This window comes from Staphylococcus sp. FSL H8-0121 (assembly GCF_038008425.1).
Classification (GTDB): Bacteria; Bacillota; Bacilli; order Staphylococcales; family Staphylococcaceae; genus Staphylococcus; species Staphylococcus pasteuri.
This window is the reverse complement of record NZ_JBBOZB010000002.1, coordinates 1-21275: the sequence shown is the minus strand read 5'-3', so window position 1 is coordinate 21275 and position 21275 is coordinate 1. Positions and strand designations below refer to the sequence as shown.

Sequence of the window (21275 nt, the reverse complement as noted above, 5' to 3'; positions counted from 1 at the left end):
GAGGTGGAAAAATGAAGAAAAAAGCGTTGCTACCTTTGTTTTTAGGTTTAATGGTCTTTTTAGCAGGCTGTGACTATTCTAAACCTGGAGCTCGTAGTGGATTTTTCTATAATACGTTCGTTGAACCTATGAAACACTTATTACAGTGGTTAGGTAACGATGTTTTAAACAATGATTATGGTTTAGCTATTATCATTTTAGTAATAGTTATACGTTTAGTGTTACTACCATTCATGTTATCAAACTATAAAAATAGTCATATGATGCGTGAAAAAATGAAAGTTGCAAAACCTGAAGTAGATGGTATTCAGGAAAAAGTTAAGCGTGCTCGTACTCAAGAAGAGAAAATGGCTGCTAACCAAGAATTAATGGAAGTTTATAAAAAATATGATATGAATCCAATGAAGAGTATGCTTGGTTGTTTACCAATGCTCATTCAAATGCCGATTATCATGGGATTATACTTTGTTCTAAAAGATAAATTAGTTAGTGGTTTATCAGTACATCCACATTTCTTATGGTTTAATTTAACTAAACCGGATATTTGGATTACTATTATTGCAGGTGTTTTATACTTTATCCAAGCCTATGTATCAAGTAAAACAATGCCTCAAGAACAACGTCAAATGGGATACATGATGATGATTGTGTCACCAATTATGATTATTTGGATTTCATTAAGTTCTGCTTCAGCATTAGGTTTATATTGGTCAGTCAGTGCGGCATTCTTAGTTGTGCAAACACACTTTGCTAATATGTACTATTCTAAACTTGCTAAAAAAGAAGTTGAACCTTTACTACAAAAATTTGATCAAGACGGTAAGTCATCAAATAAAAAAGGTAAAAATACTCAAGTAGTATCAAAAAAAAATAAAAAATAATAATAAAAAGCGACAAATCAATGATTTGTCGCTTTTTTCTATAATTGATGCCACTCGGATAAGAATTGTGAAACAAAATGTTCCATAAAATCATGACGTTGAATAGCGATTTGTTTAGCAGTATTCGTGTGCATTAAATCTTTTAATTTAAATAATTTTTCGTAAAAATGTTTAATTGCTGAAGGTGATGAAGTGGATAAAGTATCATCATTAAAATTTTTGGGTAATTTAGATTCAGTCCACATTGGTTCTTTAAAGTGGCCTGCAAATTGAAAAGTTCTAGCTATACCTATGGCACCAATAGCATCTAAACGATCAGCATCTCTAACAACTTGTCCTTCTACTGTTAATTCAACATGATTGTTAGCACCATTTTTATAACTCATATTTTCAATGATATGAAGAATATGAGATTGATCTGAATGAGTTATTTCAAGTTTATCTAAAAATTGATTTAAATGTTGTTTAGCCGACGTTGTATCTACTAATTTTGCATCAATAGTATCATGTAAAAGACTGGCTAATTCGATTATTAAAGTGTTGCTGATAGCTTCATTGTAAGCAATATGTTTTGCCATTGAATGTACTCTATAAACATGTGCAATGTCATGACCGCTATAGTCAGTTTTATGAAATGATTCCATATACTGGCTAGCTAGACTGATTCGTTCTTCATCTTTCATACAGACATCCTTTCCTTTTCATAATGAAACCTGAGACTTTCACACTTTTACGTCTCAGGTTAACTTTGATTATGATCTATCTATAGGGCTAAATACCTCCTATAAAATTGGAGACAATAATTGAGAAATACCTTCTTTAAACTTAATCCATAAACTACGTTGTTCATAAATTTCTTTTGTTAATTGATCTGATACCTTTAAATCTTCAATAAAAGCTTGTTTTAGTGATCTAGCTATACCTTCATCATATATAAAGGCATTTACCTCGAAATTAAGTGTGAAACTTCTATGATCCATATTTGCAGTACCAACACTAGCAACTTCATCGTCAATAATTAATGTTTTTGAATGTAAAAATCCATTATTATACTGATAAACGTTAACACCAGCTTCGAGTAGTGATGCTACATTTTTTAAAGTTGCCCAATAAACAAAGGGATGATCTGGCATATTAGGTATCATAATATTTACTTCAACGCCACCTAAGGCAGCAATTTTTATAGAGTCTAAAAATGCTTGATCAGGTATAAAATACGGTGATTGAATATATATAGATTTTTTGGCTGAAGAAATCATTTTGAGATAGCCATATTTAATTTGTTCCCACTCCTCATCAGGTCCACTAGAGGCAATTTGTATACCTATAGTTCCACCTGAATTAACATCGGGGAAGTAGCGTTCTTCATACGTAATATTGTCACGTGTAGATTGTGAATTCCAATCAAGTATAAATCTTAATTGTAGTGCATTAACTGCGTCACCTTCGACACGGAGATGAGTATCTCTCCAATAACCAAATTTTTTGGATTTACCTAAATATTCATCACCAACATTAAATCCGCCTACATAACCTATTTTGCCATCTATAACAACTATTTTACGGTGATTACGATTATTCATACGCAAGTTGATTAAGGGAAGTTTAGAAGGGAAAAATGCTTCTACATGGCCACCTTTTTCTCTGAAAGACTTTAAATCTTTCTTTCTTAAATCTCTTGACCCCATATCGTCATACAGCATTTTAACTTCAATGCCAGATTCAACTTTATCTTCTAATGCTTTTAAAATCGTTTTACCTAATTCATCACTGTGAAAAATATAGTATTGTATATGTATATAGTCTTTAGCATTTTTAATATCTTCTAGTAGATCATCAAATTTTTGATTACCATCTGTATAAATTTCAACTTCATTATCTGTCGTTAAGAATGCGGCATTATTGTATAACAACATTTGAACCATTTCTTTAAATTTAACGATTTGGTGATTTCCTTTTGAAAAATCTTTATCTTTAATCGCTTCAAGTTGTTCATCCACAATCATTTCAAGTCCGACTTTATCTTCTTTATCTAATGTGAAAATATGGTCTCTTTGAATTTGACGTCCAAACAATAGATATAATATGAAACCTAATAGAGGCAAAAATACTAGAACTAATAACCAAGCCCATATTGAATTAGCAGTGCGTCTTTCCATAAATATAATTGTAAAAGCGAAGGCCAAATTTAATACAAATGCACCAATCAAAACAATATTAATAATGAGGTTAGATTGAGCAAGTGTCATAGTGAATATTTCGAACATAAAATGCCTCCTTATTGTTTTATATTTTTAGTAAAAATAAAATCTTTTAAAAAAGTTTTTAACTATATAATTGTACCATGAAGTCATATATTTATCATTATACTGTTGAGAGATTTGAAAGGGCTACAATTGACTAATTTGTTATAGAGAAGTAGGATAAAATGGAAATCATTTAAGAGGTGACGAAAGTGACAGAACAAGATCATGCACATCACTCAGAACAAATTAAAACAAATTTGAAATCGAGATTAAATAGAATTGAAGGACAAGTTCGTGCTATCAACCGAATGATAGAAGAAGATGTTTATTGTGATGATGTTTTAACACAAATTAGAGCAACACGTTCAGCTTTAAATAGTGTAGCTACTAAATTATTAGAACAACATATGAAGAGTTGTATAACTGAAAAAGTCAATAATGGTCATCAAGAAGAAGCCATGGAAGAGTTACTTGTAACTTTTCAAAAATTAATGAAAGATTGAGGGAAATAAAGTGCAACAAAAAATCGTTTATACTTCAGGAATCAAAACGACTGAACAAGCTAACAAAATGGAAACAATATTAAAGGAAATGATAGGTGTATATGATGCAAATGTAGATTTAAGCAATGGTCACATTTCAGTTGAATTTGAGACACCTGCTAATTTAAATAGTATCGAAAAAGAAATTTATGATTCTGGATTTAAAGTGCTTTATTAATCATTAGTATTATATATTAATATGACTAAGTTTAAGTTATAAAAGTTAAAGATTATAATAAATTTTTAAAATCATGTAGTAAAGTGATGTTGTTTGGGGTATGATGTATATGAAGTCAACCAAACGAGGTGTTATTAGTGAAGAATTCAGAGAAAATTCAAAATGTGGTTAATTTATTATCATCATTAGGTGTAAATATTAAAAAAACTAAATCTCGTTTAGACATTATTAATACATTGCCTGCAACAAAACAAATCAGTCACGAATGTAAATAAGTGAATTGGATTTAGGTCAGTAAGCGCATTTTAATTGTGAGATGAAGTCGTCATTGAAAATGGCGCCTTTTTTGTTTAAAAATAGAGTCAGTCCTAGTTTATAGGATTTGACTCTATTTTTCGTATTTTCTGTTACTTTTCAATGGATTGGTATTTTTTAGGTTCATGATAGTAGATAGCTAAAATAACACCAATACCTGTCATTAAACTCCAAAGTGAGCTACCACCATAACTTATAAATGGTAATGGAATACCAGTTATTGGAAGTAATTGAACAGTCATACCAATATTTTGTAATATATGGAATACGATTAAAGATACATATCCAATAATAAATACTTTGTTATATTGGTCATTAATTCGACTAGCTAATCTAATTAAATGAAAAATTAACACTAAGAATAATAATATAAGTACAACTGAACCAATAAAGCCCATTTCTTCTCCAATTACTGAAAAAATAAAATCGGTATGGTTTTCAGGAATATAGACTTCACCATGATTATAACCTTTACCAAATAATTGACCTGAACCAATAGCTTTTAACGATTCAGTTAAATGGTAACCATCTCCACTACTATATGAATAGGGATCTAACCATGAATTAATACGTCCCATTTGATACATCTTTATACCTAATAAATTTTCTATTAAAGAAGGTTTAAATATAATAGCAAGAATTACAGAAGCACCAATAACTATTGCTGAAATAAAGATAGGCGCTAGCAATCTCCAAGTGATTCCACTGACTAACATGATGCCTGCAATAATTGCACAAATAACTAAAGTTGTACCTAAGTCATTTTGTAATAAAATCAATGCCATAGGAATAATCGATACACCTATGATTTTGAAAAATAACATTAAATCAGATTGAAATGACTTGTTAAACGTAAATTGGTTATGACGTGCTACTACTTTTGATAATGCTAATATAAGAATAATTTTCATGAATTCTGATGGTTGGATACTTATAGGTCCTAAACTATACCAACTTTTAGCGCCATTAATCACAGGTGTTATAGCTGTTTCGGGTAATATTAATAGACCTACCAGTAAAATACAGAAAATTGTGTAAAGCAAATATGTATAATTTCTTATTTTTTTAGGTGAAATGAACATAATGATAATAGCCATTATAGTACCTAAAATATAGTACATGATTTGTCTGATACTAAAGTTAGCACTATACTGTCCGCCGCCCATGGCAGAACTAATTAATACGACACTAAATATTGCTAACAATGTAATAATTGCTACTAATATCCAGTCTACTTTAAGTAGCCAATGTTTGTTAGGCTCTTGACGGGATGAATATTTCATATTTTACTCCTTTTATAACACGTTATAAGATAATTATTTTTGTCTCATCTAAGATGTAGGCATCAATATTTTATCCATATTTATATAACGATTTTACATGACTTTTTTGAAATTTGCTAGAATATCAAGTTTGAAAACGATTCCTTATTTTTGAAAAGTTAATGTGAAGTTTAGTTCAAGGTTTAGAAAGGTTATTTAATTCGTCAGAGATACTCGTTACATTATTATATTATAAAATGCAAAAGTCATAGCAAATATGATAATATTAAGTTTCAGAGAAGTGCATGTATAGACTAAATACATATAATTAAATAGTGAAAATTTTAAAATGATATAACGCTGAAGATGAGCGTTTATTGGAGGAAAACGAAATGACAAAAGAGAATATTTGTATCGTTTATGGAGGAAAAAGTGCAGAACATGATGTTTCTATTTTAACTGCCCAAAATGTATTAAATGCAATAGATAAAAATGAATATCAAGTAGATATTATTTATATAACAAATGATGGCGAATGGAAAAAACAAGATAATATTACTCATCATATTGAATCAACTGATGAATTACGTATTAATGACATTCCAACAGGAGAAATTTCACAATTGTTAAGCAATGGTAGTTTAGGCAAATCATACGATGCTGTATTCCCATTATTACATGGACCTAATGGTGAAGATGGTACAATCCAAGGTTTATTTGAAGTACTGGATATTCCATATGTAGGTAATGGGGTATTAGCAGCTTCAAGTTCAATGGATAAATTAGTAATGAAACAATTATTTGAACATAGAGGTTTACCTCAATTACCATATATAAGTTTCTTAAGAAGTGAATACGAAAAATATGAAAATAATATTCTTAAATTAGTTAATGACAAATTAACTTACCCAGTATTTGTTAAGCCTGCAAACTTAGGATCAAGTGTTGGTATAAGCAAATGTAATAATGAAGAAGAATTAAAATCAGGTATTGAAGAAGCTTTCCAATTCGACCGTAAGTTAGTTATTGAACAAGGAATAGACGCAAGAGAAATTGAAGTAGCTGTTTTAGGTAATGACTATCCAGAAACTACTTGGCCTGGTGAAGTAGTTAAAGATGTTGCATTTTATGATTACAAATCAAAATACAAAGACGGTAAAATTCAATTACAAATCCCTGCTGACTTAGATCAAGATGTTCAAATGACATTAAGAAATATGGCTTTAGAAGCTTTTAAAGCAACTGATTGTTCAGGGTTAGTACGTGCGGATTTCTTTGTTACAAAAGACAATCAAATTTATATTAACGAAACAAACGCTATGCCAGGCTTTACTTCATTTAGTATGTATCCAAGTTTATGGGAGAATATGGGCTTATCTTATGCTGATTTAATTTCTAAATTAATAAGCTTAGCTAAAGAACGACACGAAGATAAAAAGAAAAATAAATATAAAATCGATTAAACGGAGTTGCTTTAGATGATAAACGTAACGTTAAAACAAATTAAAGAATGGATTGATTGTGATATAGATGAACAATATCTTGATCATTCCATTCATGGTGTCACTATAGATTCCAGAGCGATAAAAGAAGGTATGCTCTTTATACCTTTTAAAGGCGAAAATGTAGACGGTCATCGTTTCGTTGAACAAGCACTTAATGATGGTGCAGGTGCATCATTTTATCAAAAAGATGTTACACCGCCTGAACAAGTAAATGGCCCAATTATTTGGGTTGAAGATACATTAAATGCATTACAAGATTTGGCTAAAGCTTATTTAAAACATGTAAATCCAAAAGTAATTGCAGTTACTGGTTCAAATGGTAAAACGACAACTAAAGACATGATAGAGAGTGTTTTAAATACAGAATATAAAGTGAAAAAGACACAAGGAAACTATAATAATGAAATTGGAATGCCTTTAACCATTTTAGATTTAGATATAGATACTGAAATTTCAATCTTAGAAATGGGCATGTCAGGTTTCCATGAAATAGAATTATTGTCTTCAATTGCAGAACCGGATATCGCAGTAATTACTAATATTGGGGAATCACATATGCAAGATTTAGGTTCTCGTGAAGGTATTGCTCAAGCTAAATCAGAAATTACTATTGGTCTTAAAGCACAAGGCACATTTATATATGATGGCGATGAACCGCTTTTAAAACCTCATGTTGATAAAATTAAACAAGCTAAATGTATAAGTATTGGTTTAGAACAAGATAATACATTAGTGTGTCAAGTTGATGATAACGTTTCAACTGAAGGTATTGCTTTTACAATAAATCAAGAACAACATTATGAATTACCCATTTTAGGTATTCATAATATGAAAAATGCAGCTATAGCAATTGCTGTAGGACATGAGTTAGGTTTATCCTATAACGTCATTCAAAACAATATAAAAAACGTTAAGTTAACTGGTATGAGAATGGAACGACATGAAACTGAGAACCATATAACTGTTATCAATGATGCTTATAATGCTAGCCCGACTAGTATGAAAGCAGCAATAGATACATTAAGTAATATGGAAGGCCGCAAATTGTTAGTACTAGGTGATGTTCTAGAATTAGGAGACAATAGTAAACAAATGCACGAAGAAGTTGGAAATTATTTACACGATAAAGATGTCAACCAATTATTTACGTTTGGTAAAGAAGCGGCATTTATTCATAGTGCAGGCAAACAATTTGTGGGCGAGGCTTATCATTATGAAGATAAAAATAAACTTATTTCTCATATTACTGATATCGTTCAACCAAATGATAAAGTTTTAATTAAAGGCTCAAGAGGCATGAAATTAGAAGATGTAGTCGATGCACTAATTAAATAAAAAGTATTACATTCCAATAGTAAGACATATGTTAATTTCTAAGTTAAATGGGAATAACATAGTAGTCTTACTGTTTTTATTTAAAAAATAAAATATATTTATGGAACGCTTTCAATATATGCACGTCACCATTTTAAAAGGAAATGTTTCATAATTAAGAGTCATTATTCACCACTATATACCAACTGCTTTATTGCTATAATAAATGTTAGGTGGTACTATTAAGAAGTTGATAAAACATAAATGAACATATATGCAAATAAGTATATTGAGAAATAAACAGGTAAAAGGAGAATTATTTTGCAAAATTTTAAAGAACTAGGGATTTCGGATAAAACGGTTCAAACACTTGAATCAATGGGGTTTAAAGAGCCAACTCCTATCCAAAAAGATAGTATCCCTTATGCGTTAGAAGGATACGACATCCTTGGACAAGCCCAAACAGGTACTGGTAAAACGGGTGCGTTTGGAATACCTTTAATTGAAAAGGTAGTTGGAGAACAAGGTGTTCAATCATTAATTCTAGCGCCTACTAGAGAATTAGCGATGCAAGTTGCAGAGCAATTAAAAGTATTTAGTAAAGGTCAAAATGTACAAGTCGTTACAGTTTTTGGTGGTATGCCAATCGAACGTCAAATTAAAGCACTAAAAAAAGGTCCACAAATTGTTGTTGGTACTCCAGGACGTGTTATTGACCATTTAAATAGACGTACATTAAAAACTAATGATATTCATACACTTATTTTGGATGAAGCTGATGAAATGATGAACATGGGATTCATCGACGATATGAGATTTATTATGGATAAAATTCCAGCTGAGCAACGTCAAACGATGCTATTCTCAGCAACAATGCCTAAAGCTATCCAAACTTTAGTACAACAATTTATGAAAACACCTAAAATTATTAAAACAATGAATAATGAAATGTCAGATCCTCAAATCGACGAATATTATACAATTGTTAAAGAATTAGAAAAATTCGATACTTTCACAAACTTCCTAGATGTACATCAACCAGAATTGGCAATTGTATTTGGACGTACAAAACGCCGTGTTGATGAATTAACAAGTGCATTATTATCTAAAGGATATAAAGCTGAAGGTTTACATGGTGATATTACTCAAGCTAAACGTTTAGAAGTATTGAAAAAATTCAAAAATGATCAAATCGACATCTTAGTTGCAACAGACGTAGCAGCGAGAGGATTAGATATTTCAGGCGTAAGTCACGTTTATAACTTCGATATTCCACAAGATACTGAAAGCTATACTCATAGAATCGGTCGTACAGGTCGTGCCGGAAAAGAAGGTATCGCTGTTACTTTTGTAAATCCAATTGAAATGGATTATATTCGTCAAATCGAAGATGCTAACAATAGAAGAATGAATGCTTTAAGACCACCTCACCGTAAAGAAGTCTTAAAAGCACGTGAAGATGACATCAAAGAAAAAGTTCAAAACTGGATGTCTAAAGAAAACGAACCACGTTTACAACGAATTTCAAGTGAATTACTTGAAGAGTATAATGATGTTGAACTAGTTGCATCATTATTACAAGAATTAGTTGAAGCAAACGATGAAGTAGAAGTTCAATTAACATTCGAAAAACCATTATCACGTAAAGGACGTAACTCTAAAGGAAATAATAATTCTAGAAGAGGCAATAATAAACGTGGTGGCGGTAAATTCGATAATAAAAATAGACGTTCATCAAAAGGTTTCTCTTCAAAGAAGAATAATAATAAAAAGTTTGATCGTAAAGATAAATCATCTCAAAACTCAAACAAAACAATGAAAGGTCGCACATTCGCTGACCATCAAAAATAAAAATTTATCAATACTCAATATATAATTTGTTTTCTAAAGAAGCACACAATTAATTTAAATTAATTGTGTGCTTCTTACTTTTGTCTTGGCGAATAGAAAATAAAAGTAATTTTTAAGTGATGAACGTTAATAAAAATGAAGCGACATTTAGAAGAAAAATTGACTATGCTATAATGTGGTTAAAAATTATAAAGGAGCTAAATTAATGAATAGTACATTTCATAAAAGTCCAAAAAATGCTTTAACATACTACTTCTTAACAGCGGGACTCAGTTTTATTATTGAAATAATTATCTATGCTATTCTTTTTTATCTTTGGTATCAATTTAATTGGTGGCACTTTATTATATACATATACATAGTGTTATGGATCGTAAGTTTAATTAGATTGATTTCAAGTCCTTTACTTAAATACAATTATTTATTTTATAGAATTCAAAATAATGTCATAGAAGTTAAGTCAACTTTTTTCTTTAAACATCAAGATATTTCTAAAATTGAAAGACTACAATTTTTACAAATAAATACTAATCCTTTAGCGAGAAAGTTTAAAATTAATGAAATAACATTTGTTTCTGCTGGTCATAGTTTTGAACTTCCATTTGTATCCGAAGAAGAAGCAGAATTTATACAAGAACAGATATTTAGTCAATTGAGAGGAGCAGAATATGATGTATAGTCCGCAAAAATTGCATCCGATATCATATGTTTCCGGATTGATAGAAGCTTTCAAACAAAATTTTATAGTTATCATTATCTTTTTAGTTTTTAATTTTAAAGATTTTGATTTTACTAATTTACGTGAATATATTGTTCCCGCATTATTAACTATCTTTTTCTTAATATCGTTTATTGGTCAAATTTTAAAAGTATATAATACTCGGTATTGGATAGAGAACAATCATTTCATATTGACTACAGGAATATTTAATAAAGAACGTAAAGAATTAGATATAAGTCGTATTCAATCTGTAGACACTTCTCAAGATATAATTAATCAGATTGTTGGTGGTGTGCAGTTACAGATAAAAACACCTAGTGATGGTTTAGAACTTTCAACCATCTCAAAAACACAAAGTATTGAAATAGAAAACACAATTAAAGACATACAAAATCAATTAAGTAATAATGATGAAAAGGATGTTAATCTTGATTCTTATTTAAATGTGGATTCAAGCGTCGATAACATTCAAGGGAATTTTGAAAATGATATGCCAGGTCAACGAAAACGCGTGTTTAAATTATCATTTAAAAATTTAATATTAATGTCTTTATCAAGCGGAGCTATAGGAGTTGCATTAGCGACTATTTCACCAATTGTAGGTAGTTTTTCTAATCTTATTCCATGGAATAGAATTACAAATGAATTATTCAGTTTTGCTAATGCTATAGCGATTGTAATAAGCATAGTAGTAGGATTGATTTTGATATTAAGTTACATAGTGGGGGCATTAATCAATTTAATTAGATATTATTGTTACACCATGACACAAGAAGGACATCAATTAAAAATTCAATATGGATTATTAACAAAAAAGAATATAACTGTACCTACAAATCGCATACAAGCTGTTATTGAACGCCAATCTTATATTAGAAAATTATTCGGTTTTACAGCTATACATGTATTAATAACTAGTGATATTGATGAAAAACTTGAAGACGACACTAGTAGTGATGGTGAAATAATGATCATTCCTTTTATAAAGCGCAAAATGGCTTATGAGATTATACATGAATTAATACCTGAAATGGCGTTTAAAACTGCAAATTTAGGTATGCCATGGAAAGGATTTCATAGACATTTCTTAATTCCATCTATCATATTAGTTATCATTGGGATAATAGGTAGTTACTTCTGGTCTGCATGGTCATTTTTCTTTATAGGTATTATCATTATAGCTTTAATTATACAAGCTGTAATTTATATTAAATTATCAGGCTTAAAGCTTAAAAATGATGAGTTAACAATTCAAAAATCAAATTTATTCAGCATCAAAAGATATTATGTAAAATATGACAAAATCATTGGTATGGAAATTGATGCACATCCACTTTTAATTAGAAATCATCTTGGTAATTTTGAATTTTTAATTGCAAAAGGAGCCAGTCATCAATCGATAGGGTTAAAATATAAGGATGAAAAAACAATTAAATATCTAAAATCTTGGTATGTAGGAGGTGACCAACATGTCGAATTATAAATATATGGATGATAAAGCTAAAAAAGTGATGATAATGGCTAATCTAATATGGTTAAGTATACTCTTTGTTATCCTCGTTATTATTGTGGTTTTAAACTGTAAATTCTTCCATATATCAGACTCTTGGTCGCTAGTAATAGGAGCAATTGTATTGTTTATTATATGTTGTATTTTAGCATTGATAATCATTCCTATATTTAGATATAAAAACTTTAGATATAAAATTGATGAAAATGAGATCCATGTTAGAACAGGTATATTTTTTATAAATACGAATATCATTCCTTTCTTTAGAATTCAAAACATTGATGTTAATGAAGGTTTAATAATGAGAAAATACAAACTTGCAACAATTACTTTATCAACAGCAGGTGGCAATTCTGAAATTTCTTTAATAAATAATAAGAATGCTCAGCAAATAAAACGATTAATTAAAGAAAGACGAAATAATCAAAATAATAATCAATATGATGTAAAATAAAAAAGTAATGTAGCATCTAAAGTAATGGGGCGGAAAAATGATATATGGAATAGGTGTAGATTTAATAGAGATAGAAAGAATTAGAAAAGTATTTAATAAACAAAAGATGAAATTTGTGGAAAGAATTCTTTCAGAAGATGAATTAATGACGTTTAATCAATTCACACAGGAAAAACGTAAAATAGAATATTTAGCTGGAAGATTCTCAACTAAAGAAGCGTTTAGTAAAGCGCTAGGAACTGGTTTGGGGAAAACAATAGCTTTTAATGATATCAATTGTTATAACAATGACTTAGGCAAACCGTGTATTGATTACAAGGATTTTCGAGTTCATGTAAGTATTACACATACTGATAATTATGCAATGAGCCAAGTGTTATTAGAACAATTAGATGATAATAAACAATTCAAATAGGTGAGTTTTGAAATGAGTTGTTAGGCTTTAAAGGAGGAAATAAGATTATGTCAGAAAAATTTTATAGATCGACATATTTAAATATAGACTTGAATGCAATCTTATCCAATTACCAAACTTTTGATAAATTGCATGCTAATAAAACTGTTATCTCGGTAATTAAAGCTAATGGATATGGTTTAGGAAGTGTTAAGATCGCTCAACATTTAATGGATCATGGGGCTTCTTTCTTTGCAGTAGCAACCTTAGATGAAGCAATCGAACTACGTATGCATGGTATTAAAGCTAAAATCTTAATATTAGGGGTTATTCCACCTACAGATATTAATAAAGCTATACAACATCGTGTTGCATTGACTGTTCCATCAAAAGCATGGCTAAAAGAATCAATTAAAAATATTTCTGAAGAAAATGAAAAAACATTATGGCTACATTTAAAACTTGATACGGGTATGGGCAGATTAGGAATGAAAGATGTAGAAGAGTATCAAGAAGTCGTAGATATTATTAGTAAATATGAAGATTTAGTGTTCGAAGGCGTTTATACACATTTTGCTAGCGCTGATGAACCTGGTGATTCTATGGCCAACCAATACCAACTGTTTCAAAATATAGTTAATCAGGTCGACAAGCCACCATATATTCATGCTCAAAATTCTGCTGGTTCATTATTAATGGATGGACAATTTTGTAATGCCATTCGTCTAGGTATATCACTTTATGGATACTATCCATCAGAGTATGTAAATCAAAATGTTAAAGTTCATCTAAAGCCAAGTACACAATTAGTCAGTGAAATTGTTCAAACAAAAACATTAAATGAAGGTGAATCTGTTAGTTACGGCAGCACATTTACTGCAACCGAGCCAACAAGAATTGCTATTTTACCTATAGGATATGCAGATGGTTATTTACGTTCAATGCAAGGAGCTTTCGTCAATGTTAATGGGAATCAATGTGAAGTGATTGGTAGAGTCTGTATGGATCAAACAATTGTAAAAGTCCCAGACACAGTTAAAGTTGGTGATAAAGTTATATTATTAGATAATCATTCAGATACGAATCAATCTGTTGAAGCATTAGCTAAGAAACAAGATACGATTAATTATGAAGTCTTATGTAATTTATCAAGAAGATTGCCACGTATTTATTATGAAAATGACAATACTGAGATAACTAATGAATTATTAAAATAAGTATAGTCACTGTTTTCAAAATTTGTTATTATTAAGATAAATCAATAAACCTTAAAAAACGCTACTTTTGAAACCAATGGAGGTTCTTTGTATGTTATCTTTTAATCAAAATAGAAGTTACAGTTTAGAGCAATCTTTAAAAGAAGGTTATGCACAAATGGCTGATTTAAATCTCTCCCTAGCAACCGAAGCTTTTCCAATTGAATGTGAAGCGTGCGATTGCAATGAAACATATTTAACTTCTAACGCTAAGAATGAATGATTAGAAGAGGAGATGTTTATCTAGCAGATTTATCACCTGTTCAAGGGTCCGAACAAGGGGGAGTAAGACCCGTCGTTATTATTCAAAATGACACAGGTAATAAATATAGTCCAACAGTAATTGTTGCAGCAATTACTGGAAGGATTAACAAAGCTAAGATACCCACACATGTAGAAATAGAAAAGAAGAAATATAAACTTGATAAAGATTCTGTAATCTTACTTGAACAAATTCGAACGTTAGATAAAAATCGTTTGAAAGAAAAGCTCACATATTTGTCAGATAACAAAATGAAAGAAGTAGATTACGCCCTAGACATCAGTCTAGGATTACATAATTTTAATCATCCAAAGACTTAAATTATTGTATGTATTTAACAAATACAAATAAAATAATGAAATAAAAGACAATAACTTTATAATAATTACAATTGCATGAATGTTTAACTAGTTAATTTATTTTAATTGTTGAACCATGCATTTTTAACATATTAAGAGTAATGATAGTTATTTCGAAGGACTATTTATTATAAAAGGATGTCTTAAGTTTAGTTATATGGCTTTAGGTATTCCACTCCTAAAGTCTTTTTTAGATAGTTAACAAAACTGTGTAATGCTATTAAAAAACATAAATGTAGCGATTGGGAAACAAGTATTAATGTTGTAGTTAGGAGGCAAAAATCGTGGAAGAATTTAAAAAAGATTATAAAAAATTGATAGATGAAAGCTTAAGCACGAATAACAAAACACAATTAATAAAGAAGTGTGAAGAATTCACTAATGAAGTTATAAAAAAAGATATTTTGCCAGAAGATATTGTTGAAATACATAAAAATTATATTTCTTCATTAGACATAGCTGAACATGAGGCACTTAACACATTAGATGTTTTACAGGAAGTTGTTAAAGGATTTGGATATAGTTATAGAGACTATCAAAAATTAGTCAATAAACTACAATACCACGATAAAGAAATTGATTTAGCTTCTAGACTACAACAAACTATGTTAAAAACAGATATTCCTCAGTTTGATAGTATACAAATTGGCGTTATTTCAGTTGCTGCTCAAAAAGTAAGTGGAGATTATTTTAACTTAATTGATCATAATGATGGAACTATGAGTTTTGCCGTTGCAGATGTCATTGGGAAGGGAATTCCAGCTGCATTAGCTATGAGTATGATTAAATTTGGTATGGATTCTTATGGACATTCACAATTACCAAGTGAAGGTTTAAAGCGACTTAACCGTGTTGTTGAAAAAAACGTAAATCAAAATATGTTCGTTACAATGTTCTATGGTTTATATGAAGAAATGAACCATTTATTATATTGTAGTTCAGCTGGACATGAACCTGGATACGTTTATCGTGCTGAAACTGAAGAATTTCAAGAAATAGAAGTAAGAGGACGCGTGTTAGGTATTAGTCAACAAACACGGTATAGCCAACAAGAAATTCCTATTTATATTGATGATTTAGTAATAATTCTTACGGATGGCGTAACTGAAGCTAGAAATAAAGAAGGCGAATTTATAAAAAAAGAGACATTATTGAATCTTATTAAAAAATATAAGCATATGCACCCACAGGACATAGTTCAAATTATTTATGAAGCTATTTTAAAAGTACAAAATCCTCATAAAAAAGATGATATGACCATATTGATTATAAAACGAGTGAATTAAACTTTAATTTATGATTAAGGAATTATGACAATGGGTATAATTATTCTTGAATAGTAAACTAGAAGAATCGAAATACAATTAGGAGTGTAATTAAATGAATCTTAATATTGAAACTGACACACATGATACATATTATGAAGTTAAAGTTGGCGGAGAACTTGATGTTTATACAGTACCTGAACTAGAAGAGGTACTTGTGCCAATGAGACAAGAAGGTACACATGACATCCATGTAAATTTAGCAAATGTAAGCTATATGGACTCAACAGGTTTAGGTCTATTTGTAGGAACACTAAAAGCATTAAATCAAAACGATAAAGAGCTTTATATCTTAGGAGTATCTGACCGTATTGGAAGACTCTTTGATATTACTGGATTAAAAGATTTAATGCATGTTAATGAAGGAACGGAGGTAGAGTAACATGCAATCAAAACAAGATTATATTGAAATGCGGTTACCAGCTTCTGCCGAATATGTAAGTTTAATTAGATTAACACTGTCTGGTGTGTTTACCAGAGCAGGTGCATCATATGATGATATAGAAGATTCAAAAATTGCGGTTAGTGAAGCTGTAACTAATGCAGTAAAACATGCTTATAAACACAATCCTGAAACAGGCATGATTAATTTGTGCTTTGAAGTATTTGACGATAAAATTAAAATTGTTATTTCAGATCAAGGTGAAAGTTTTGATTATGAAACTACTAAGTCTAACTTAGGACCATATGATAATAACGAAAATGTAGATTTCTTACGTGAAGGCGGATTAGGTTTATTCTTAATTGAATCTCTTATGGATGAGGTTACTGTTTACAAAGAATCTGGTGTTACGATAAGTATGACTAAGTATATTAAAAAAGAGCAGGTGCGAAATAATGACGAAAGAGTCGAAATCAGTTAATGATGTATCACCTGAACAGATTAACCAATGGATTAAAGAACACCAAGAAGACCAAAGTAGTGGCGCTCAAGATAAATTAGTTCGTCATTACCGAAAACTAATTGAATCATTAGCTTATAAATACTCTAAAGGTCAATCACATCATGAAGATTTAGTTCAAGTGGGAATGGTTGGTTTAATAGGTGCTATAAATAGATTTGATTTGTCATTTGATCGAAAATTTGAAGCATTCCTAGTGCCAACAGTTATTGGTGAAATTAAAAGATATTTGAGAGATAAAACATGGAGTGTTCATGTTCCAAGACGTATAAAAGAAATTGGTCCTCGTATAAAGAAGGTTAGTGATGAACTTACAAATGAATTAGAACGCTCACCATCAATTAGTGAGATTGCTGAACGTTTAGAAGTTACTGATGAAGAAGTTCTTGAAGCTATGGAAATGGGCCAAAGTTATAATGCGCTAAGTGTAGATCATTCAATCGAAGCAGATAAAGATGGTTCAACAGTTACATTGTTGGATATTATGGGTCAACAAGATGATAATTATGACCTTACTGAAAAACGAATGATTCTAGAAAGAATTCTACCAATATTATCAGATAGAGAAAAAGAAATCATACAATGTACGTTTATCGAAGGTCTTAGTCAAAAAGAAACTGGTGAACGTATAGGTCTGAGCCAAATGCATGTATCAAGATTACAACGTACTGCAATCAAAAAGTTGCAAGAAGCAGCTAATCAGTAAATAATTAAATATATAATATTATAACAAAAAATAAGGTTATTATTTTTTCAGCAAAATGTAGATTCTAAATGAGTACTATATTTCTGAGGAAGTAGTAATCTTATTTTAATTTAAACAAGCATTTAAAAAGAAATTTATTAATGAAACCTATCTAAGCAATAAGAAATTAACGGATTATGTTAAAATAAAAAAATAAATTAAAGAAAAAGTGTGGTAGAACAATGGACAATCATTTAATTAAATCAATCATCGAAAAGTACAATTTTTCTGAAAAACAAATTACATCAGTACTAAAATTATTAGAGGATAAAAATACTGTTCCTTTCATAGCAAGATACCGTAAAGAACAAACAGGTGGCTTGGATGAAGTTGAAATCAAACAAATTTCAGATGAATATCAATACATGGTTAACTTACAAAAGAGAAAAGAAGAAGTCATTCATAGTATCGAACAACAAGGCATGCTATCTGATGAACTGAAAAATGATATTCTAAAACAAACAAAATTGCAACGTGTAGAAGATTTATATAGACCATATAAACAAAAGAAAAAAACACGTGCTACTGAAGCTAAAAGAAAAGGATTGGAACCTTTTGCTACTTGGCTTTTACAACCTCAACTTGACGAAGCGGTTGAAGCTAAAGCTAAAATTTACATTAATGAAGAAGTTGAAAGTATTGACGAGGCAATTCAAGGGGCACAAGATATTATTGCTGAACAAATTTCTGACAACCCCAAATATCGTTCAAGAATCTTGAAAAATGTTTATCACCAAGGTCAAATAGTTACTACTAAGAAGAAAAAAGCTGAAGATGAAAAAGAAATTTTCGCTATGTACTATGATTATGCTGAACCTATTAAAAAAATGGCTAATCATAGGGTATTAGCAGTTAATAGAGGCGAGAAAGAAAAAGTATTAACTGTAAAAATTGAATTTGATACTACGCAAGTAGAAAAAGATATCGAAAAACAAGAAATTAAAAAAGAAACTGAAGCTACATATATTGTTAAAGATGCAATCAAAGATAGCTTAAAAAGGTTAATTATGCCTTCGATAGAAAGAGAAATAAGAGGCGATTTAACTGAAAAGGCTGAAAATCATGCCATTGATGTGTTTAGTGAAAATTTAAGAAATTTACTTTTACAACCACCTATGAAAGGTAAACAAATATTAGGTGTGGATCCAGCGTTTAGAACTGGTTGTAAATTAGCGGTGATTAACCCTTATGGTACTTTTGTAGCTAAAAATGTGATATATCCACACCCACCTGTAAATAAATTAGATAATGCTGAAAAAGTAATCGTTAAGATGATTAATGATTATAGTGTTCAACTTATTGCAATTGGAAATGGTACAGCTAGTAGAGAAACAGAACAATTTATAGCTAATGTTATACAAAAATATAAATTGAATGTTCAATTCATAATAGTAAATGAAGCGGGTGCATCAGTTTATTCTGCTTCTGAAATTGCAAGAGCTGAATTTCCTGATTTCCAAGTTGAAGAAAGAAGTGCAGTATCAATCGGAAGAAGGGTTCAAGATCCGTTAAGTGAACTTGTTAAAATTGACCCTAAATCAATTGGTGTAGGTCAGTATCAACACGATGTTAACCAAAAAGAACTAGAAAAAGCATTAACATTTGTAGTAGAAACAGCGGTTAACCAAGTAGGAGTGGATGTAAATACAGCATCTCGTTCATTATTACAATATGTATCTGGTCTGACTTCACAAATAGCACAAAATATTATTGAATATAGAGAAGAAAATGGAGCTATCAAGCACCATAAAGAGATTGCAAAAGTAAAAAGACTAGGCGCAAAAACTTTAGAACAAAGTATTGGATTTTTGAGAATAGTTGATGGTACAGAACCGTTAGATAATACATCTATTCACCCTGAAAGCTACAATGCAACATATGAGTTACTTAAACAATTAAATCTAAAAGTTAAGGATTTAGGTAACGATACATTAAAAAATAAACTAGATTCGGTTAATATAAAAGAATTGGCTGAAGAACTTAATATAGGTGAGCCAACACTCGAAGATATTATAAATTCTCTAAAAGCACCTAATAGAGATCCACGTGATGAATTTGAAACACCAATATTAAAATCCGATGTACTATCTATTGAAGACTTAAAAGAAGGTATGAAACTTAGTGGTACCGTTAGGAATGTTGTGGATTTTGGAGCATTTGTAGATATTGGAGTAAAACAGGATGGACTCGTTCACGTTTCAAAACTATCTAAAAGGTTTGTAAAAAATCCTATGGATATAGTTAGTGTTGGGGATATAGTTGAAGTTTGGATATTGAGCATTGATAAACAAAAGGATAAAGTTGCATTGACAATGATTAACCCAAATGAATAATCAAGAACTAAAAAACTTAGTGTGTGAAATATCCATTGAATATTTTAAAATTCCTTTTCAACATGATGCATACTTTAATAGTCGACTAAGAACTACTGGCGGCAGATATATGTTAAAATCTCATAACATTGAAGTTAATCCTAAGCAATATGAAAAATATGGAAAGAAAGCAATTATTGATATAATAAAACATGAATTATGCCATTATCATTTACATTTAACTGGAAAAGGTTATAAACATAGAGATAGTGACTTTAAAGTTTTGAGTAGTAAAGTAGGGGCACCAAGATTTTGTACACCTACAAAATCTTATAAAGAAAGAGCTAATTATATATATTCATGTAAAAATTGTTTTACAAAATATTTAAGAATTAGGAAAGTAGATGTAAATAAAATGAGATGTGGAAAATGTGGAGGAAAATTAAAACTATCTGATCACATTTCTAAATGAGTTACAAATATCTAAATGCAAATTAATAGTATCAAATATAACAAGGAGTACTATGGTTAATATATTGCTATAGTACTCTTTTTGAAATTTTAATAATTTTTATTATTGACATAGTCTTTACAATGATTTATTATAAATAACGTTGCGTTAACAAAACACATCACTTTATAAGTTAATTAAGATTATTAATTTAATATTAAAAACTTGTTGACATAACATTTCAAATGTTTTACAATATATTATGCTATTAAAAAGTAGTTCGATATTTTAAAGCGTTTTGCCAGCGGTCGTGGCGGAATGGCAGACGCGCTAGGTTGAGGGCCTAGTGGGAGAAATCCCGTGGAGGTTCAAGTCCTCTCGGCCGCACCAAATAACTTAATTACATGCGGGTGTAGTTTAATGGCAAAACCTCAGCCTTCCAAGCTGATGTTGTGGGTTCGATTCCCATCACCCGCTCCAATATTTACAA

At 30.0% G+C, this 21275-nt stretch carries 23 protein-coding genes and 2 tRNA genes; 22 read left to right on the top strand and 3 right to left on the bottom strand.

Annotated features, from left to right (window positions below):
• Positions 1–11 precede the first annotated feature (11 nt).
• Positions 12–881 (top strand): membrane protein insertase YidC, encoded by an 870-nt coding sequence (yidC, locus tag LFT63_RS05475; protein ID WP_017636756.1) that lies wholly within the window; start codon positions 12–14, stop codon positions 879–881.
• A 38-nt stretch (positions 882–919) separates the two neighbouring features.
• On the opposite strand, the gene LFT63_RS05470 is transcribed toward yidC, so the two are convergent.
• Together LFT63_RS05470 and cls are read right to left on the bottom strand one after the other, a co-directional pair.
• A complete protein-coding gene (locus LFT63_RS05470; RefSeq protein WP_340768240.1) occupies positions 920–1564 on the bottom strand; it encodes an HD domain-containing protein in 645 nt (214 codons plus the stop codon).
• Between the two features lie 99 nt (positions 1565–1663).
• Positions 1664–3148, bottom strand: a complete 1485-nt coding sequence (cls, locus tag LFT63_RS05465) for a cardiolipin synthase (RefSeq protein ID WP_029056189.1) — start codon at positions 3146–3148, stop codon at positions 1664–1666.
• Positions 3149–3336: 188 nt separating this feature from the next.
• On the opposite strand from cls, the gene csoR reads away from it, so the two are divergent.
• The 3 genes from csoR to LFT63_RS05450 all read left to right on the top strand — a co-directional run bounded on the left by csoR (position 3337) and on the right by LFT63_RS05450 (position 4122).
• The gene (gene csoR, locus LFT63_RS05460; RefSeq protein WP_017636753.1) at positions 3337–3630 is read left to right on the top strand and encodes a copper-sensing transcriptional repressor CsoR; all 294 of its coding nucleotides are present in this window, start codon (positions 3337–3339) and stop codon (positions 3628–3630) included.
• A 10-nt stretch (positions 3631–3640) separates the two neighbouring features.
• The gene (gene csoZ / locus LFT63_RS05455) at positions 3641–3847 is read left to right on the top strand and encodes a putative copper chaperone CsoZ (RefSeq protein ID WP_017636752.1); all 207 of its coding nucleotides are present in this window, start codon (positions 3641–3643) and stop codon (positions 3845–3847) included.
• Between the two features lie 137 nt (positions 3848–3984).
• Positions 3985–4122: an Lmo0850 family protein gene (locus LFT63_RS05450; protein WP_017636751.1), complete on the top strand. Its 138-nt coding sequence runs from the start codon at positions 3985–3987 to the stop codon at positions 4120–4122.
• A 132-nt stretch (positions 4123–4254) separates the two neighbouring features.
• Here the strand turns inward: LFT63_RS05450 and LFT63_RS05445 are convergent, their stop codons facing one another.
• A complete protein-coding gene (locus tag LFT63_RS05445; protein ID WP_017636750.1) occupies positions 4255–5445 on the bottom strand; it encodes an FtsW/RodA/SpoVE family cell cycle protein in 1191 nt (396 codons plus the stop codon).
• 371 nt (positions 5446–5816) lie between these two features.
• Between LFT63_RS05445 and LFT63_RS05440 the strand changes: the two genes are divergently transcribed.
• The 18 genes from LFT63_RS05440 (at position 5817) to LFT63_RS05355 (ending at position 21265) form a co-directional block, all read left to right on the top strand.
• Entirely contained in the window at positions 5817–6887 is a 1071-nt protein-coding gene (locus tag LFT63_RS05440) for a D-alanine--D-alanine ligase (protein ID WP_029056190.1), read from the top strand.
• Between the two features lie 15 nt (positions 6888–6902).
• Entirely contained in the window at positions 6903–8264 is a 1362-nt protein-coding gene (locus LFT63_RS05435; protein WP_017636748.1) for a UDP-N-acetylmuramoyl-tripeptide--D-alanyl-D-alanine ligase, read from the top strand.
• 300 nt (positions 8265–8564) lie between these two features.
• Positions 8565–10094: a degradosome RNA helicase CshA gene (gene cshA, locus LFT63_RS05430; RefSeq protein ID WP_017636747.1), complete on the top strand. Its 1530-nt coding sequence runs from the start codon at positions 8565–8567 to the stop codon at positions 10092–10094.
• 205 nt (positions 10095–10299) lie between these two features.
• The gene (locus tag LFT63_RS05425) at positions 10300–10773 is read left to right on the top strand and encodes a PH domain-containing protein (protein WP_029056193.1); all 474 of its coding nucleotides are present in this window, start codon (positions 10300–10302) and stop codon (positions 10771–10773) included.
• Complete coding sequence (locus LFT63_RS05420) at positions 10766–12298, top strand: PH domain-containing protein (protein WP_340768238.1); 1533 nt, start codon at positions 10766–10768, stop codon at positions 12296–12298. Before LFT63_RS05425 ends, LFT63_RS05420 begins: the two co-directional genes overlap by 8 nt.
• Entirely contained in the window at positions 12285–12779 is a 495-nt protein-coding gene (locus LFT63_RS05415) for a PH domain-containing protein (protein WP_029056195.1), read from the top strand. Before LFT63_RS05420 ends, LFT63_RS05415 begins: the two co-directional genes overlap by 14 nt.
• A gap of 37 nt (positions 12780–12816) precedes the next feature.
• Entirely contained in the window at positions 12817–13194 is a 378-nt protein-coding gene (gene acpS, locus LFT63_RS05410) for a holo-ACP synthase (protein ID WP_029056196.1), read from the top strand.
• A 47-nt stretch (positions 13195–13241) separates the two neighbouring features.
• The gene (gene alr / locus LFT63_RS05405) at positions 13242–14390 is read left to right on the top strand and encodes an alanine racemase (protein ID WP_029056197.1); all 1149 of its coding nucleotides are present in this window, start codon (positions 13242–13244) and stop codon (positions 14388–14390) included.
• Positions 14391–14481: 91 nt separating this feature from the next.
• Positions 14482–14652, top strand: a complete 171-nt coding sequence (gene mazE / locus LFT63_RS05400; RefSeq protein ID WP_002451626.1) for a type II toxin-antitoxin system antitoxin MazE — start codon at positions 14482–14484, stop codon at positions 14650–14652.
• Entirely contained in the window at positions 14649–15011 is a 363-nt protein-coding gene (locus LFT63_RS05395) for a type II toxin-antitoxin system PemK/MazF family toxin (RefSeq protein ID WP_029056198.1), read from the top strand. The genes mazE and LFT63_RS05395 overlap by 4 nt, the downstream gene beginning before the upstream one ends.
• 323 nt (positions 15012–15334) lie before the next feature.
• Entirely contained in the window at positions 15335–16336 is a 1002-nt protein-coding gene (locus LFT63_RS05390; RefSeq protein ID WP_017637330.1) for a SpoIIE family protein phosphatase, read from the top strand.
• Between the two features lie 94 nt (positions 16337–16430).
• A complete protein-coding gene (locus tag LFT63_RS05385) occupies positions 16431–16757 on the top strand; it encodes an anti-sigma factor antagonist (RefSeq protein ID WP_340768234.1) in 327 nt (108 codons plus the stop codon).
• Position 16758: 1 nt separating this feature from the next.
• Entirely contained in the window at positions 16759–17238 is a 480-nt protein-coding gene (rsbW, locus tag LFT63_RS05380; RefSeq protein WP_017637328.1) for an anti-sigma B factor RsbW, read from the top strand.
• Positions 17213–17983: an RNA polymerase sigma factor SigB gene (gene sigB, locus LFT63_RS05375; protein WP_029056200.1), complete on the top strand. Its 771-nt coding sequence runs from the start codon at positions 17213–17215 to the stop codon at positions 17981–17983. The genes rsbW and sigB overlap by 26 nt, the downstream gene beginning before the upstream one ends.
• Positions 17984–18204: 221 nt before the next feature.
• Positions 18205–20355, top strand: coding sequence for a Tex family protein (locus LFT63_RS05370; RefSeq protein ID WP_213406307.1), 2151 nt, complete (start codon positions 18205–18207; stop codon positions 20353–20355).
• Positions 20348–20806: a SprT family protein gene (locus tag LFT63_RS05365; protein WP_029056202.1), complete on the top strand. Its 459-nt coding sequence runs from the start codon at positions 20348–20350 to the stop codon at positions 20804–20806. Before LFT63_RS05370 ends, LFT63_RS05365 begins: the two co-directional genes overlap by 8 nt.
• 283 nt (positions 20807–21089) lie before the next feature.
• Positions 21090–21175: transfer RNA gene (locus LFT63_RS05360), tRNA-Leu, on the top strand.
• 16 nt (positions 21176–21191) lie between these two features.
• A tRNA-Gly gene (locus LFT63_RS05355) sits at positions 21192–21265 on the top strand.
• The last annotated feature ends 10 nt before the right edge of the window (positions 21266–21275 follow it).